Here is a 17,995-nt window from a genome sequence, read left to right as displayed (position 1 = left end):
TTTTCCCCGGAGTAGTTATTTATTCAAGCTTGTTCGTAATAGCTATTATGGAAGATATTTTTCATGAGGAGGAACTGCGTAGCCTGTTCGGTAAATTCCTGCGAAAAGAGTGCTCAGAAGCGGAAGTAAAAAGGTTAATAGCCTATGCTGATGTAGGGCGGTTGAAGCCTGTATGGGAGGAATTGCTGGAAACAGTGGAGGTGGAAGGAACTGCCGGGGAATTGTATGCCCTGCACCAACCGGCTGTTGATAAGGTATTTAGCAACCTTTCATTCCTGACGGATGATTTGGAGCAGCAGCAGGGATTCCGTGGAATATTCTCTTTCCTGCGCTACCGGTGGGCGGCCGCTGCTGCTATTCTCTTCCTGCTGGTATCGGGTACATGGTTCTTCATGAGCCGTCAGCAGCGGCATGAAACGATGCTGGCTGTTGACGATAAGGCGCCGGGTACAGATAAGGCTTTGTTGACACTGGCAGATGGACAGGTGGTGACGCTGGACAGCGCCGGTAAAGGACAAGTCGTGCAGGGAAATACAGCCATACAGCAACAGGGGGGTCTGTTAAAATACAGCGCTGATGTACATGCAGCTGGCTTTAATACGCTCAGTACTCCCCGTGGCGGACAATTCCGGGTGGTATTACCGGATGGTACTGCCGTTTGGTTGAATGCTGCCACTTCCTTACGTTATCCCACCGCCTTTAATGGCAATGAAAGGGTGGTGATGTTACGCGGGGAAGCCTACTTTGAAGTGGCTAAAAATACCGCCAAACCTTTCCGCGTGCAGATAGATGAACACACTGCGGTAGAGGTGCTCGGTACTCACTTTAATATCCATGCCTATTCCGATGAAAACCAGATCAGTACAACGTTGCTGGAAGGTAAAGTAGTGATGACCAAGAGTAACGCAACACTCCGGCGCGTTGTGCTGGATCCCGGTCAGCAGGCAGTAGCAGATAAAGAACAATTGATACTCAGTAAACAGGTGAACATGGACCAGGTAATGGCCTGGAAGAATGGGATGTTCAACTTCGAAGGAATGGACCTGCCTTCCGTACTTCGGCAGTTAGCAAGGTGGTACGATGTGGAGATCGTATACGAAGGAAAGATCCCTACCAGGAAATTCGGTGGCGAAATGCAGCGTGACCTTTCCCTGCAGCAGGTACTACGCATATTGGAAAGGATGGATGTAAAATGCAGGATTGAAAATGGGAACAGACTAATTGTAATGTAGCAGGAATATCAACCAAAATAAAAGTCGTTCTACCCCCGTAGAACGACGACAGCCGTGGCCGGCAAACAAACAGTCTTCGTCAGACGCTTATTTATTTCATCAACCACAACCAGTACAAAAGTATGATTTTTCAAGCTTCTTGTAACCGGCAGGGGAAGCCTATGCCCGTCCGGAAGGACTACCGGTTATTGATCCAAACGCTACGAGTTATGCGATTATCAACCATTATCTTGCTGGTCTGCGTCCTGCAGGCAAGTGCCAGGAACAGCTATTCACAAAGTATCACCTATACCTGTAAAGATGCGCCGCTTGAACAGGTATTTAAAGTCATTAAACAGCAAACCGGGTTTGTCGTGTTCTATGACCAGGACATGCTATTGAAGACCAGACATGTCACGCTCAATGTCAAAGACCTGGCACTGGAACCTTTCCTCAGGAAAGCGCTGGACGATCAGCCACTGGATTACTCTATCGAGAATAAAACGATCATTATATCGAGGAAGGCAGTGCCGGATAAAGTGCCATATGTAATGCCAATGAAGATACCGCTGGTATCGGGTATTGTGACAGACGAAAAAGGCAGGCCGGTGGCAAGAGCGGTAGTACGCCTGCTGCCTACCGAAGACAGAGGCACACTTACTGAAGAAGATGGCTCCTTTATGATGGCAGCAGTACCACCGGGTAGCTATACGCTGGAAGTAAGGCACCTGAGTTTCCTGCCGGCACAGAAGAAGATCGTGGTTGCCGATAAGGACGTGAAGGTCACGATCTCCCTCACACCACAGCAGCGGGAGCTGAAGGGGGTAGTGATCAGTACGGGCTTTCAGAAGATCGAAAAGGGAGCTACAACGGGTTCTTATTCTTTAATTACGGCAAGAGAGCTGGAAGAGACACCTGATATTAATATTATGAAGCGACTGGAAGGAAAGGTGCCCGGCGTTCGTTTCGACGTTCGTAACAACCGTATCCAGATAAGAGGAGTGAATAATTTCGGTACGAGTGCTCCGTTGATTATCATTGACGGGTTCCCCGCCATCGATCAGAACCTGGCCTTACGTCCGGGATATACACCACTCCTCGGCGATCAGGCGGGAACAAGCAATGATGTGTTAAATGCGTTTAACCCTGCAGATATTGAAAGTATCACTTTCCTGAAAGATGCTGCTGCCACTTCCATCTGGGGGTCCAGTGCAGCCAACGGTGTGATCGTGGTAGAAACAAAGAAGGGAAGGAAGGGGGACAGGACAACCCTTAACATTGGAGGAACGCTCAGTATTGCGGCACCTGCAAACATGAAGAACATGAATGCTATGAACAGTCGCGAGTATATTGACTTTGAACGGGAGATGTTTGATGCGAACTTTTACCAGGACCCTTTTACACATTGGCGTTATACTAATCCCAGTGAGGCGGTGAAATATATGTTCCAGGGCAAACGTGGCGATATTACGCCACAGCAGCGCGATGAGGCCCTGGAAAGGCTGGCTAATACAAACAATCAATCCCAGATAAGAGAATATCTGTTACGCCAGGCGGTGACACAACAATATAATCTGTCTGTTACCGGTGGCGGAAAGAATTCCAGCTACTATGTGTCCGGTAACTATTCCCAAAACCTACCGGTGTCCAAAGGGAACAAGACCAGCGCCTATTTTGTGAACAGTAATTTCAATACCGACCTGTTGGATGGAATAATGAAACTGTCTACCGGGATCAACCACAATTATTCAAACAGTGTGGTGAATTCAGCTGCATTGACCGCATTGAATCCTGGCGCCTTCGGCCTGCGTCCTTACGATCTTCTGGTAGATGAACATGGGCAGCCAAAGAACTACAGTGTTGTATTCAAACCGGGCGTGGAAGACAGCCTCCGGAGATTAGGCCTGCTACCCTGGACTTATAACGCCATTGATCAATTGAATTATTCCGACACCCGCTTCCTCAAACAGACCACGCGCATACAGATATCATTGACCGCCCGTTTGAGGCCCTGGGCTGATCTGCAGTTGTCAGGTATGTACCAGCGTAGTTCACAGGAGATGGAGATGCTGGATGAACTGAACAGCTATAATACCAGAGACCTGCTGAATACCGCGACCTCTATCCAGAATGGTAAGCTGGTATATGGCATTCCGATAGGTGCTGTTATGAAACACACCAATACCTGGTCAACCGATTATGGCCTCAGGGCGCAATTGAATATAGATAAGCAATGGAAGCTGATCCATCATATCAACTTCCTTGCTGGCACAGATATCCGTGAGACGAAGTCAAAAGGCTATAGGCAAACCCACTATGGGTACGATCCTAATACAGGTTCTGCGCAGGCCTGGAATCCGACGGTGCCTTACAGGACATTCTTCTATGGGACGCGTACGCTGGGATATGCCGATGGAGCGCTGATGTCGGATATACAACGTTTTCTCTCTTATTTTTCCAATGTCAACTATTCCCTGTATGATAAGTACTTCATATCTGGTAGTGTGCGATTTGATGATTTCAGCATGTTGGGTATAGATCGCCGTAACAGGGCTATTCCTTTATGGTCGACAGGGCTGAAATGGGATATAAGAAGCGAACGTTTCATGCCGGCTAAGAGATGGCTGACAGGACTGGCCCTGCGTCTTACCTATGGTACAGCAGGTACTGCTCCTAACGGTGGCGCAAATTTCCCTGTGGTAAATGTGATGCCCGCCGACCCCATGACGGGACTGACATATTCCAGTATTGGCTCTCCCGGCAATCAGAACCTGGGCTGGGAAACAACTGCCACTCTGAATGGAGGTGTTGATGCAGATATCCTGCACGGTTTGCTGGGTATCACATTTGATATTTATCGCAAACACTCTTCCGGTATATTGGCGTCCCTACCTTTCAATGCCACCTATGGCTGGAGTACACTGTTATATAATACAGCTTCAATGAACAGTCATGGTTTTGAGTTGGGCATCAATGCCAATATCATACGTACGAAGAACTGGGGATATAACACAAATTTCAACCTGGCTTTCAATACCAATAAGGTTACGGACACACGGTTTAATATGAGTGCAGGTACACTGGAAAGCGGCATGCCAGTGGTTGGGCACCCGGTCGATTACCTGACAACGTTAAGATGGGCAGGCCTGGACCAGGAGGGACAGTCACTGATCTACAACAATGCCGGTAAGATCCTGACATCAAAAGACGGGGAAATATTGAAACCTGAAGACAGGGTGTTTAAAGGGCGTTTAAATCCGCCGGTATTCGGAGGCTTTATGCATTCAATACGATACAGACAACTGAGTTTTTCTGCAAGGATGGTTTTCTATATGGGACATAGTATGATGAAGCAGGATGTGGTGCCGGGTCTTTATCCGGAGAGTGGTAATGCACCGGGATTTGCTGGTACATCAAAAGCATTGGTGCACCGCTGGCGGAAACCCGGTGATGAAGCTATTACCAATATTCCCGGGATTATCCATTCCAATTTCACTAGTCTTGCCCGCTACAGAGATGCAGACATCAACGTGATTAGTGCCTCACATGCGCGCCTGGAACAGCTCTCGCTGAATTATATGGCAGGCCCCCGTATATTTAAAAAATGGCCGTTCATTAAGAGTATGAATATGGGTGCCACTGTGAGCAATCTTGGCATTATATGGCGTAAGAATAAAGAAGGTATTGACCCTATGTATGTGCTGGAAAACAGCTTCGGTAGTCTGAAGCCATCACCTACTTATACCTTCAACTTCAATGTTTCATTTTAATCTTTACAGATCATGTCTATCATAAACAGGTTAATATATTTCTCACTGGGTAGTGTATTGCTGTGCTGGAGTACAGGATGCAGGGACTATGTAGAGGTCACACCCATTGGGAAGCGGGCACTGGTAAATACAAGCGATTATCAGCAGCTCTTATATAATGCAAACGACTTCCAGCCGTCGGCATCGTTTCCCGCTTATACGTCCGACGACTACGGTATCAGTGACACAAACTTTGAGACGAATATGAATAAGATACTGGGAGCGGCATATAGCTGGGCGGTCACATTTGTGGGAGACGGGGATGACCAGGACTGGGAGAGGTTTTACAAACAGATCTATGTCTGTAACCAGATTATTGAGGGAGTGCCTGGCAGCGCGGGTGGTACCGCGGTACAAAAAGACCTTATACGTGCAGAAGCGCAGGTGCATCGCGCCTATGCCTACCTGATACTGGTAAATAGCTATGCTAAGCATTATAACAAAACAACTGCCGCCACTGACCCCGGCGTGCCGGTATTGCTGCGCCCAGACCTGTATGCAACGCTGAACAGGGCCTCTGTACAGGCGGTATATGAACAGGTAATAGCCGATCTGGAAGCCGCAATCCCCGCATTGCCGGATCATGCCATCATCAACATGGTGCCGTCTGCTACGGCGGCGTATGGTTTACTGGCGCGTGCGTCTCTTTATATGGCAGACTATACCAATGCAGCAAGATATGCGGATAGTGCGCTGACAAGGCAGTCAACCCTGCTTGACCTGCGGAAGTATGTTGACAATGTGGCCACGTTACCTCTGTTGTACCAGGACCCGGAGGTGATGCTGGCAAAGGAAGTACGTGGCATGACGCAGGTGTATGCGCTGAATCCTGCGTTGGTACAGCTCTTTACTACGGGAGATCTCCGTTATACGATATTCACTGCTGATGGATCAAACTATGGGTGGGCACCTTTCAATGGCAGGGGATTCTGGCGTCCTATGCTCACCAATACAGGGGCATGGACAGGTCCCGGTGTGGCCGAAATGATGCTGATAAAGGCAGAATGTGAGGCCCGCAGCGGTAAGACAGCGGATGCTTTATCGTTGTTGAATGCCTTACGTGTAAAGCGTTTTACCGCAGAAGCTTATGCAGACCTGACTGCTGCAACGCCAGAAGATGCGTTACGCCTGGTGCTGAATGAACGCCGCCGGGAGTTGATGGGCACAGGGCTTCGCTGGTTTGATCAGAAGCGACTGAACCTGGAGCCGGCTTTCGCCATAACGGTTACGCGCACCTATATGGGTAAGACCTATACGCTGGAACCTAACAGCAACCGGTACGTATTTCCAATAGCCACAACATATATTCAATTCAATCCTGAAATCTCACAAAATCCAAGGTAAAAAACACTAGGGACTACATATGTTAAAACTAAAATTTAGCCCGGGTGCATGGCTGTTGTCATGCACCATGCTGGCCGCGTCTGTACATGTTACAGCACAAAGGAAGAAAGACAAAAAGGACCATGCTGCACCTTCAGCCGAAGTGAAAGCTGATAGCACCAACAAGAAGCCGGAACCTCCCAAACTGAAGAAATACAGTGAGGTGATCACTAAGGACATGGTTACATCCAAAGGTTTCATTACTGTGCATTCCAAAGAAGATGACTATTACTTTGAAGTGCCGTTTTCGCTGATGGGGAAAGACATCCTGATCGTAAACCGTGTGGCCGAGGCCTCAGTGGACATGCGTAATGGGATATGGGGCCTGGTAGGCGATGATATTGGACAGGGCGTATACCGTTTTGAAAGAGGGAGGGGTAATAAAATCTACCTGCGCAGGATCTCCTTTACAGAATACACAGGCGATAGTACGAAGGCTATGTATGCCAGTGTACAAAAGAACAATGTACAGGCAATTGCGGCTGTTTTCCCTGTTGTGGCTTACAGTCCTGATTCGACGGCTGCTGTACTGAATATGGGAGAGTTCCTCAATAGTGACAATGATGTGCTCTACTTCTCCAAACAGGCATTCAAAGACCGTGCAGGTATGGGCGCGCAACAGAATGACCGCAGTTATATCAAGTATGTACATCCTTATACGACCAACCTGGAAGTGCGTGCCTTTAAAACATTCAGCGCGGGAAGAAATCCTACGTCTTCCAATTATAGTGTGGAGTTGAACTCGTCCATGGTATTACTGCCCGAAACACCGCTGAGACCCCGTTTACAGGATAAACGTGTTGGGTTTTTCTCGGTGACACACAGAGACTTTGACGCGCATCCACAGGGTGTGACAAATGCCGCTTATTCTATCCGCTGGCGACTGGAACCTAAGCCGGAAGATATGGAGAAATATAAAAGAGGTGAGCTGGTAGAACCTGTCAAGCCGATTGTATTCTACATAGATCCTGTAACGCCTAAGAAATGGGTGCCTTACCTGATACAAGGGGTAAACGACTGGAGTGCCGCCTTTGAGAAAGCTGGCTTCAAAAACGCTATTTATGCAAGGGAAGCGCCTTCCCACGAGGAAGACAGCACCTGGAGCCTGGAAGATGCAAGACACTCTGCTATTGTGTACCGTCCTTCCATTATTGCGAATGCGATGGGCCCCAGTGTAACTGATCCCCGCTCGGGAGAGATCCTGGAAAGCCATGTGTTCTGGTATCATAACGTGATGTCGCTTTTGCAGAAATGGTATTTTGTACAGTGTGCTGCCGTAGATACCGGCGCCAGGAAACTGGTGTTTGATGACAAACTAATGGGAGAACTGATCCGTTTTGTGTCTTCCCATGAAGTAGGACATGCACTTGGTCTGGCGCATAATTTTGGCTCCAGTTCTACGGTGCCGGTAGAGAACCTGCGCAACAAAGCCTGGGTAGAGAAATATGGGCATACGCCTTCCATCATGGACTATGCACGTTTCAACTATGTGGCGCAGCCGGAAGATAATATCAGTCGTGCAGGATTGTATCCACGCATCAATGACTACGATAAGTGGGCTATCGAATGGGGATACAAATGGCGTCCTGGTTTTAAAGATGAGTGGGAAGAGCAAAAAGCGTTGACTGCTATAGTAACAGATAGCCTGAAGAACAGGCGGCTCTGGTTTGGTAATGAGATGGAACCATTGGACCCCCGCAGTCAGAATGAAGATCTGGGAGATGATGCCGTGAAGGCTAGTACCTATGGTATCATGAACCTGAAACGGATCATTAAACATCTGGGAGAATGGACCTATGAACCGGAAAAGGATGCTACCGATATGCGGGAAATGCTGTCGGCCGTGTATAACCAGTATGTGACTTACGTAGGGCATGTGATAAAGAATATCGGCGGACAGTATCACAATGAAAAGGTGGGTAGTCAGCCGGGGCCTGTATACCAGCAGGTCGAGTATAATCGTCAGAAGGAAGCCATGGCATTCCTGGGGAGGGAACTCTTTACCGTACCTGAATGGTTGAACGAAAGATCGCTGATGGAGCGGATACCTGATAAGTTTGGCATCGACATGACCGAAATGTACAGCTCCGCCATGAACGGACTGCTGAACCGTATGCGCCTCACTTCCATGCTGGCGGCACAGTATGATGATAAGGTGGCAAAGACATATACAGTGGAGGAAATGCTGGAAGACCTGGATAAGATGATCTTTAAAGAGCTGTATGCAGGCAAAAGTGTAAGCTTTTACAAGCGCAACTTACAGAAGATCTATATCAACAAACTGCTGGATATGGTATATCCTAATGATAATATGGACCAGATGTTTAGTGCGATGAACCAGATGTATTCTTACTACCTGACAGATATGAGTGATATTGTGAAGGCAGTGCTGTTGAAGGAACAGCAACTGATTGCCAGGTATCAGGCTGATCCGCGTATGGATAAAGAAACCCAGCGCCACCTGAAAGAGCTGAATGTGAAGATCAGAAAGATGGGAGAGAAAGAACTAAGATTCTGACAGATACCAACCATGAAGGGGCGTCTCATAATGAATGAGGCGCCTTTTTTATTTTATTTTATTTAGGCCCGCCCGACAACTTCCTTTAAAAAAGCGAAAAAAGTACATGTATTGGAGAAAATCATGAGAGCTATTTAACCCAATATCTGGTTCTTTCGTATCTGGCACCATAATTATAGCTCGTCAGTAATATCAATCACAGACTTTACGGCACGTTACCCATTTCCCACGTCAAAATCCAGCTACCTGTATGCAAACGTTTGCACGCCTGGTGAATATGACCCTGAGACTGCCTTCTTTTGGCAGCTGTTGATCCGTTAAACATGTTTTTCTTCATCTAAATCCATACGTTATGACTAATGCTTACATTCCCCGCTTCAGGCTATTATTCCTGTGCTTTACACTGATCTTTGCCTGGACGGCAGTACCTGCCCAGGTGAGAACAATCAACGGATTAATCATCCGCGATAGCGATAAACAACCTGTTCCTGGTGTTACCATAAGAGTAAAAGGCGCTAACACCGGTACATCTACAGATGATAAGGGGCGTTATTCCCTCGCAAACGTACCCGCCAATGCCACGCTGGTATTTACAGCCATTGGGTTTCAGACACAGGAGCTGCCCGTAAATGGCCGTCAGCAGATAAATATTTCACTGGCTGAAAGCAGTAAAGGATTGAACGAGGTGCTGGTAGTAGGTTATGGTACACAGAAGAAGGGTGACCTGACAGGCGCCATTGCCTCAGTGAATGGTGCTGAACTGAACAGAAGGATAGCAACAGATCCTGTACAGTTGTTACAGGGAAAACTACCCGGCTTGTCCCTCACACAGGGCTCTGGCGAAGCTGGTAACGAAGGCTCCGTACTGCGGGTAAGAGGACTGGGCACCTACAGTTCTGCAGGAAGCAGTCCGCTGGTGATCGTAGATGGTTTACCGGGAAGTCTTACTGTGCTCGATCCACAGAATATAGAATCGGTTACATTGCTGAAAGATGCCGCATCCGCTGCGATCTATGGTACGAGGGCTGCCAACGGGGTGATACTGGTAACTACCAGGCAGGGGAAAAGCGGGAAATTTCAGTTGTCGTACGATTACAGTTTTGGCATCACCAAACCTACGGCATTACCTGATAACCTGATCTATAACTCTGCAAAGTATATGCAGATGTGGAATGTAGCCGCCGCCAATTCCGGTTATAAGAACCTATTTACTCCTGAGATGATCGCTGCCTATACTAATCCTTCCGATCCTGAGCGTTATCCTGATTTCAACTGGCTGGATGCCGTTATGAGAACCGTACAGGTACATACACATCATATTGGCATGACGGGCGGGAGTAACGGAACGGTGTATAACATAGGCATTGGTTATGTAGATCAGCCGGATATCATGATCGGATTTTCTTATAAAAAGTATAACCTGCAGTTTAACCTGAACTCAAAGATCAATGACTGGGCTACTTTTGGGTCCAGCGTCACACTCAACTATGGGAAGAGAACATATGCCTCCAGGGGCAGCCAGGATATGTTTCTGTCTACGCTCTCTCAATCGCCCATGTACGGACCTAAATTGCCTGATGGCAGCGGCCGTTATGTGAACTCGGTATATCCGAGTGTGCAAACGCCTAATAAGAACCCTGTCGCTATTGCAGAGAATGCGCTTGTGAACAGCAATGACTACTTTCTGCAAAGTAGCCTCTTCCTGAATATCCGTCTCCTGAAAGGGCTGGAATGGAGAACAAGCGGAGGGCTTAATTTCAATTTCAACAAGGTGTATGACTTCAAGCCTGTGATCAACCAGTATAACTGGTTCGCCAAACTGAACGATCCTTTCGAACGTACGCTGGACGTAAATGGGCAGGGGCTTGTGGTGACGGACAGTAACATGGTTTACCCGGTGGGATATACCCAGCTTACGTATTCCAAAGCAATCAACAAACATAATTTTAAGTTACTGGCTGGTACCCAGGCAGAGTATAACAAAGCGCAGCGACTTGTAGCCAGTCGTAATACCCCTTTCCCCAGCAACAGTCTGCATGAATTGAATGCAGGCCCTGCAGGCTCCCAGATTGCGACTGGTACTACGTCAGAATGGGCTTTGCGCTCTTACTATGGTAGACTGAATTACGATTATGATGAAAAATACCTGCTGGAAGTCAATGCCCGCTACGATGCTTCTTCCCGTTTTCCTCCTGACAATCGCTGGGGACTTTTCCCTTCTGTCTCCGCCGGCTGGGTGCTTACACGTGAGCAATTCCTTCACAACATTGCATGGCTGAATAACCTGAAGCTGCGTGGATCATGGGGTAAATTAGGTAATCAGAATATTGGTAACTACCCTTATCAGGATGTGTACACCACTTCGAACGCATATAATCCAAATACAGGTTACGCCTATTCATTTTCTGGCAATACGTTGAACTCAGGCGTGGGACAGAACGGGTTGGTAGACCGAAACATCAAATGGGAAACCACCCGCATCTTTGATTTCGGTGCAGATGTTGCCCTGTTCAATAAACTGGACGTCACCGTCGACTGGTACAATAAACTGACCTATGATATCCTGTATACGCCTTTGATCCCTGCGTACCTGGGTTTGAACGCTCCTACTCTTAACCAGGGTAAAATGAAGAACACGGGCCTGGAAGCTTCCTTTCAGTATACGGACAAGATCGGCAGTGTACGATTTTCTGTGGGTGGTACTTTTCAGACAAATAAAAACAGGGTGATCAGGTTTGGCGCAGCCTCCATCAATACCGGTAATAATACTATTATCCAGGAAGGACAGCCCTATGGTAGCTTTTACATGTATGAGTATGCCGGCATCTTCCAGTCGGCCGATGAGGTGGCCCGGTCTCCCATTCAACAGTATAATCCTAAACCAGGCTATCTGAAATTCAAAGATGTAACTGGTAATGATACGGTGAATGCCAGTGACCGGGTGATCGTACCGGGTGTTTTTCCAAAGTTTGATTATGGGTTCAATGCCAGCACCTCCTGGAAGAATTTCGATGTCTCTGTTTTCCTGTATGGTTCTTATGGGCAGAAACTGTTTGTGAATGGTTGGGGCGTACAGCCCTTCAACCAGGGATCTCCGCCTACAACAGATTGGCTGAACGCATGGACGCCGGAACACCCGAGCACTACTATGCCGCTGATTTATATTACCGGACAGGGAGATGCCAGTAGTAATATCAGTACTGCATCTACCTACTATCTGAAAGGCGCTTCTTTTTTACGACTCAAGAATGTACAACTGGGATATACATTACCCGCTTCCCTGGTAAAACGTGTGTCGCTAAGCAGTTTACGTATATTCTTTGCGGGTGATAACCTGTTCACCATTACCGGGTTTAAAGGGCTCGATCCGGAAAGGGTTTCAAACAATACAAGATTTGTGTCGCATCCACAGAACCAGGTATTTGCTTTTGGTATTAAAGCAGCTTTCTAAAACAGTTTAATCTTACGAAAAATGAAATACAACATAAAATATTGGATCATCCTGTTGCCAGTAATGATCATCCTCTTTGATAGTTGCGGGAAAGACTTTCTGAACCGTAATCCGCTCGATCAGCAGTCTTCGGGCACTTTCTGGAAAACGAAAGCAGATGCAGACCAGGCATTGACGGCTATTTACAGTTACCTGATACAGGGATACAATTACACCAATGCCAACAATACGGGGCAGGGCTGGGGTGCAGGTACGCCGTATTGGGAAACGCTGTCAGACAATGCATACAGCGGCGCTTTTTCAAATGTTGCTAATGGCTCTATAGAACCAACTACCGGCACTATTCAGTCAGATGCGTACAACACTGCATACAGGGCTATAGAAGCCTGTAATGTATTCATGGCTAACATTGGCAATGTGACGATGGATAATACAGAAAGGAATACCTATATAGCAGAGGTCCGGTTCATACGTGGGTACTATTACTTTCTGCTGGCACAGTTGTATGGAGATGTGGTACTGACCTTTCAGCCGTTAGGAAAGGAAGCTGCATCCTATCAGCTGGGAAGATCGCCGAAAGCAGTGGTACTGGACTCAGTATTGGGCGACTTCCGGTTTGCGGCTGCTAACCTTCCGAATACCGCTTACAAGGGACATGTAGTAAGAGGCACTGCCCTGGGATATATCACGAAAGTATTCCTCACTGTCCATAACTTCCAGGAAGCTGCTGCTACGGCCAGAACGATCATGACGGAAGGCCGTTTTAGTTTGTATACAGGGGGGTACCGTAAATTGTTCCTGAAGTCGGGGCAGGATAACAATCCTGAGATTATGTTCTCGGGCCGCTACCAGGTGCCGAATGCTTATAGTCCTGCGGATTACCTGTATACTTACAGTGCCAGCTTCCAGCCGATGGGGTACCTGGTAAATGACTATGAATGCATCGACGGACAACCTATTACCACTTCACCGCTATATGATCCGGCGAACCCATATAATAACAGGGATCCGCGACTACTGGCCACTATACTGGTGCCAGGTGTATTGTACAAAGGAGGGATTGCGTTTGATCCTGCAGCCATTACTGCTTCATCTGGCTTCCTGAATAAGAAAGGTGTTGATTCTACCCGGGCAACTGTTATTGGTACTCAGAGTGACCAGGATTGGGTTTACCTGCGTTATGCAGATGTACTGCTGATGTATGCAGAAGCACAGAACGAAATTGCCGGTGCTGATGCCAGTGTATATGAAGCGGTGAAAGCTGTACGTACCCGGGCGAGCGTGGGAATGCCGGTACTACCTGCGGGACTTTCTCAGGATGCCATGCGTATTGCTATTCGTCATGAGAGAAGGATTGAACTGGCAATGGAAGGACAGCGGTATTTTGATCTGAAGCGCTGGGGGACTGACAGGACAATTATTCCTACCCTGATAGATCCCAGTGGTTCTCCGAGAAAGTTTCCGCTGCGCGATACCTTGTGGCCGGTACCACAGTCTGAAATGGATATAGCGGCTGCGTATGGGAATAAGATATTCAGGCAGACGCCTGGATGGCAGTAAATGGCTGAGCATAACAAAAGGAGGCGCATCATTTCTTAGTGATGCGCCTCCTTTTGTTATTGATGGTCTGTTGTTTTTACTCTGTTCTCAGGCTCTTTAAAGGACTGGACAATGCTGCTCTGATAGATTGATGAGCGATCGTCACTGCTGCTATGAGCACTGATAGTACAATTGCAACAATAAAGATGCCCGCACTGAGTGAAATATGATAAGCAAAGTTGCCCAGCCAGTTGTACATCAGGTAATAAGATAGTGGTGTAGCTACCAGGAATGCCAATGCGATCAGCAACATAAATTCTTTACCGAATAGCACAACAATATCAGGAATAGAGGCGCCCAATACTTTCCTGATCCCTATTTCCTTATTGCGCTGAACAGCTGCGAAGGCTACCAGTCCATATAATCCCAGGCAACCGATTATAATGGCCAGTCCTGAGAATAGTCTGTATGCCGTGTAGAGCTTCTGTTCCTGTTTGTACATGGTTGCAATATGGTCGTCCAGGAATTCATATGCAAAGAGATCTTCCGGGAAAAGTGCTGACCAGTCTTTCTTTATGTGGGCAATGGTAGCAGGCATATGTTGTGGATACAGTCTTACACTGACAGTATTAAACGCGCGCGGATTGTTAAAGAGGATGCAGGGTCTTTTTTCCTTGTGTTTGGATTCACTCTGAAAGTCCTTCACTACGCCCTTGATCTCCAGTTTCGCCTGGCCCTGCATAATGGTCAGGCCTAGAGCATCTTCCGGGCGGGTAATGCTCAGTTTCCGGAGCAAGGCTTCGTTCACAACCACGCGGGGGACAGAGTCTTTACGTGTTGAGGGGGTAATGCCTTCGCCTGTAAGCATTTTCATGTCAAACATCTTCATGAACTGTTCATCGACGAATTTCAGCTCCACTACATCATCCTTTGTGATACCTCTTGCCGGGCAGGAGAAGGGAGCGAAATTCTGATTGTAGGAGGGCGCGCCGGTTGAAAAAGACATCTCTTTGATACCGATATTCTCCTTCAGTTGTTGCTCCAGTACTTCCCGCTTGGCTCTGTCGGGAATACCAAAAGAGATCACTGCTTCCTTGTTAAATCCCAGATCCTGGTTTTTGAAAAAGTCCATTTGTTTGGCTACCACCAATGTGCCGATGATCAGCACCTGTGATACCAGGAATTGAACAAATACCAGTGATTTGCGGAGGGTTAAGCCACGGGATGATTGACCGGTGGTACTTTTCAGACTGAGGGCAGGCTGAAAAGAAGATTGTACGAAAGCAGGATACAGACCTGCCAGTAAAATGATGATAAGGGTGAGGGCTGCCAGCAGAGCATATACCAGCGGCTGATTTAGCTGTGCTATACCGATGTTTACATCCAGCCAGGATGCCACCTGTGGTAATGCCAGGTAGGCGATGCCTAGGCCGAATACTACCGTAGCGAGCACCAGCACACTTGTTTCTCCGAGGAACTGCCGGATGAGTTGAAAGCGGTGAGCGCCCAGTACTTTTCTGACGCTGGTTTCCCTGGCGCGTTTCATGGCCTGTGCTGTAGCCAGGTTGATGAAGTTGATACAGGCGGTCACAATGATAAAGATCGCAATGGCAATCAATGCCCGATAAGTATTGCGGGAAGTAGTGGCGCTCTGTATGTAACGTTGATCAAAGTGTACCTCTTTCAGAGGCTGCATCAGCAGTTTAGCTTCCGCCGCTATCTGAGCCCCCCAGTTCTGCTTAATGAAACCCGGCATGCGGCTTTCGATCTTTCTGATATCGTAGTGAGGAGGAACAACAATGAATGTATTGCCGCCTGTGATGGCATAGAACTCGGTCATGGCCTCCTTCATCTCTTTTTCAATAGTAGCAAAGGATGCCAGGAATCCGAAGGTCATACCAGTATTGGGAGGAAGGTCTTTGATAACACCGGTGACTGTCAGCAGGTAGTTGTTGTCAAGCTGGAATGTCTTGCCCAGGGCATACTGGTCGCCGAAATATTTACGGGCGATACTTTCCGTCAGAACGACCGTATTGGGCGCTGACAGTGCGGTGTGCGGATTACCGGACAACCATTCATAGTCGAAGATGTTCGTAAAAGATCCATCTGCAAACGCATATTCTTTCTCCATGTAACGGTCGTTGCCTACTTTCACAAGACCATCGGTACGGTGCCAGTACTGCGAGACAGTTTCCAGTTCAGGAAAAGCGTTACGCATGGCGGGCGCAATGGCGAGAGATACACTTGGGTTAAAGTCCAGCGCATTCATCGTAACCCTGTAGGTCCTGTCAGCCTTACGGTGATAGGTATCAAAGGTCAGTTCATTTTTAGTGATCAGAAAGATGATCAGGCAGGCGGCAATACTCAGGGTGAGCCCAATGATATTCAGTGTGGCATAGTTAAGATTGCGTTTCAGATGCCTGATTGCGAGAACAAAGTAGTTCCTGAACATATAGGTTACGTTTAGGTGGAGGATGTCCCGATAGGGATCAAAGCCAATGCCACCTTACAATAAGCTTATAGTCAATGGAATGTATGTTTACAAGGCTGTTTAATTGTCCGCTTTCGGCATGAGTTCCGTCCGTTTCCGGACGCTTTTACTATGCAATGGTACACAGAATGTCCTTATCCCACAAAAAGAAGGCAATACGGACAGCCTGTTCGAACGGCAGTACTGTGCTCCATTGCTGTACAATACTGCCAAAAGTGGCCTCCTTTGGGGCTGCAGAGAGCAAAGGAGATATCTCAACTGCCTCCAGGTAGGCCATTTCGCGTTCGAGGTTAGGGTGTTGGATCGCTGTGCGGAACTCCAGTATATCATCAATTACACAGGGTGTTTCTTTGAATATCAGTTCAGCCGAAAGATGTACGGGTTCATGCCACAGACGTTGCAGTTCCTGTTGTACATTGATCAGTTGTTCGGGACTTTTCTCACGGGGGGCGGTGAATTTGTGGCTGAGTTTTTCATAGAACGCCGTTGGTGATGGTAGCTGATCGATGAACGGGACAGACCTTTCTTTCCAGAAGGCGTGCTGCTGTCCAGGCCAGGCCTGTGCATAGTAGCCGCTGGTCCAGTGGGTATGATTGCTGATGGATTCGATCATACGGTCTTCAAAGAACGTCCGCGCCATGTCGGTATGACCGGTTTTGAGAATGGTATTGACCGCTATGGCCGCCTGTAGGGAGAAGCGCATGGCTTTCTCTACGCCGGTAGATGAAAGGGGATCCAGGGAAAAGGCCGCTTCACCCAGCCGGAGGTAGTTGTCCTGCCAGGGGGCCGTATGTGCGTAGGTAAAGACAGTGCAGGTCTGCAGTTCATCGATTTCCCAGCTTCCCGCTGCTTGCTGGAATAATTGCGTTTCGGAGAGCAGGTCATGGAATACGCCGGCAACGATATTACCTCTTAATTCCCTGGGGTCTGTAAAGGTAATGATCCTGAATTGCCTGTTCGGGGTGGGAGAGCCCCAAATCCAGCCTTTTTTGCCTGCTTCGACCAAAGTGTCAGCCGGCATGAGATGTGCCGGTAAATGGCCCCATATTGCGATAGTAGGGGGAGCTGTAAGTACCCTGTTCTGCATATTGTTACCGCGGCGCCCGCGGGCATCGAGTATGAACCTGCTGTTGACAATGATAGTCCGGGTATCCTGGCGGAGTTGGGATTGCCAGCTGCCATCTACCTGTTTGCAGCTTTCAAAGCGGGCAGGCTGGTAGAGCTGCAGGCCGCGTTGGACGGCCAGATCGAGCAGGTCCTTGTCGAGTTGTGCCCTGTCTACCATTACACCGGAACCCCGTTGTGCGGCGCTGACCGTTTGAGGAGAGGTGGTATCCCATATTACCTGTGCGTTTAGCTGATGGAGGTAGTTCCGGGTGCTAAGGAGGTCTGTCGCATCGAGGTAGTCGAAAATGTTCTGTATACCGGGCGACAAGGATTCGCCGATCTGCGGGCGGGGAAAGGGTTCACTTTCTGCCAGCGCCACTTTGTGGCCGAGGGCGAGCAGGCGTAATGCTGCGCAGGTACCTGCGGGGCCAGCTCCAATGATAAGCACGTCAGTTGTTTGTTCCGGGGTCATAATATGTATTGAAT

General features: G+C 48.1%; 8 protein-coding genes. 6 read left to right on the top strand and 2 right to left on the bottom strand.

Annotated features, from left to right (window positions below):
* Nucleotides 1-47 precede the first annotated feature (47 nt).
* The 6 genes from CLV42_RS23475 (at nt 48) to CLV42_RS23450 (ending at nt 13,932) form a co-directional block, all read left to right on the top strand.
* The gene (locus CLV42_RS23475; RefSeq protein WP_106604368.1) at nt 48-1,232 is read left to right on the top strand and encodes a FecR family protein; all 1,185 of its coding nucleotides are present in this window, start codon (nt 48-50) and stop codon (nt 1,230-1,232) included.
* A 209-nt stretch (nt 1,233-1,441) separates the two neighbouring features.
* Nucleotides 1,442-4,981 carry a SusC/RagA family TonB-linked outer membrane protein gene (locus CLV42_RS23470; RefSeq protein ID WP_170117619.1) on the top strand — a complete coding sequence of 1,180 codons (3,540 nt, stop codon included), beginning with the start codon at nt 1,442-1,444 and terminating at the stop codon, nt 4,979-4,981.
* A 12-nt stretch (nt 4,982-4,993) separates the two neighbouring features.
* On the top strand, nt 4,994-6,364 hold the full coding sequence (locus CLV42_RS23465; RefSeq protein WP_106604366.1) for a RagB/SusD family nutrient uptake outer membrane protein: 1,371 nt from the start codon (nt 4,994-4,996) through the stop codon (nt 6,362-6,364).
* A gap of 19 nt (nt 6,365-6,383) precedes the next feature.
* On the top strand, nt 6,384-8,921 hold the full coding sequence (locus tag CLV42_RS23460) for a zinc-dependent metalloprotease (RefSeq protein ID WP_106604365.1): 2,538 nt from the start codon (nt 6,384-6,386) through the stop codon (nt 8,919-8,921).
* Between the two features lie 352 nt (nt 8,922-9,273).
* Nucleotides 9,274-12,372 (top strand): SusC/RagA family TonB-linked outer membrane protein, encoded by a 3,099-nt coding sequence (locus CLV42_RS23455; RefSeq protein WP_106604364.1) that lies wholly within the window; start codon nt 9,274-9,276, stop codon nt 12,370-12,372.
* 21 nt (nt 12,373-12,393) lie between these two features.
* Nucleotides 12,394-13,932, top strand: coding sequence for a RagB/SusD family nutrient uptake outer membrane protein (locus tag CLV42_RS23450; RefSeq protein ID WP_106604363.1), 1,539 nt, complete (start codon nt 12,394-12,396; stop codon nt 13,930-13,932).
* Between the two features lie 76 nt (nt 13,933-14,008).
* Here the strand turns inward: CLV42_RS23450 and CLV42_RS23445 are convergent, their stop codons facing one another.
* Both CLV42_RS23445 and qhpG read right to left on the bottom strand, forming a co-directional pair.
* The gene (locus tag CLV42_RS23445; protein ID WP_106604362.1) at nt 14,009-16,363 is read right to left on the bottom strand and encodes an ABC transporter permease; all 2,355 of its coding nucleotides are present in this window, start codon (nt 16,361-16,363) and stop codon (nt 14,009-14,011) included.
* A gap of 148 nt (nt 16,364-16,511) precedes the next feature.
* The gene (qhpG, locus tag CLV42_RS23440; protein ID WP_106604361.1) at nt 16,512-17,981 is read right to left on the bottom strand and encodes a flavin-dependent monooxygenase QhpG; all 1,470 of its coding nucleotides are present in this window, start codon (nt 17,979-17,981) and stop codon (nt 16,512-16,514) included.
* Nucleotides 17,982-17,995 lie beyond the last annotated feature (14 nt).

The sequence above is a fragment of the Chitinophaga ginsengisoli genome (assembly GCF_003014595.1).
GTDB lineage: Bacteria > Bacteroidota > Bacteroidia > Chitinophagales > Chitinophagaceae > Chitinophaga > Chitinophaga ginsengisoli.
The sequence above is the reverse complement of the archived record's forward strand: the minus strand, read 5'-3'. Positions and strand labels throughout refer to the sequence as shown.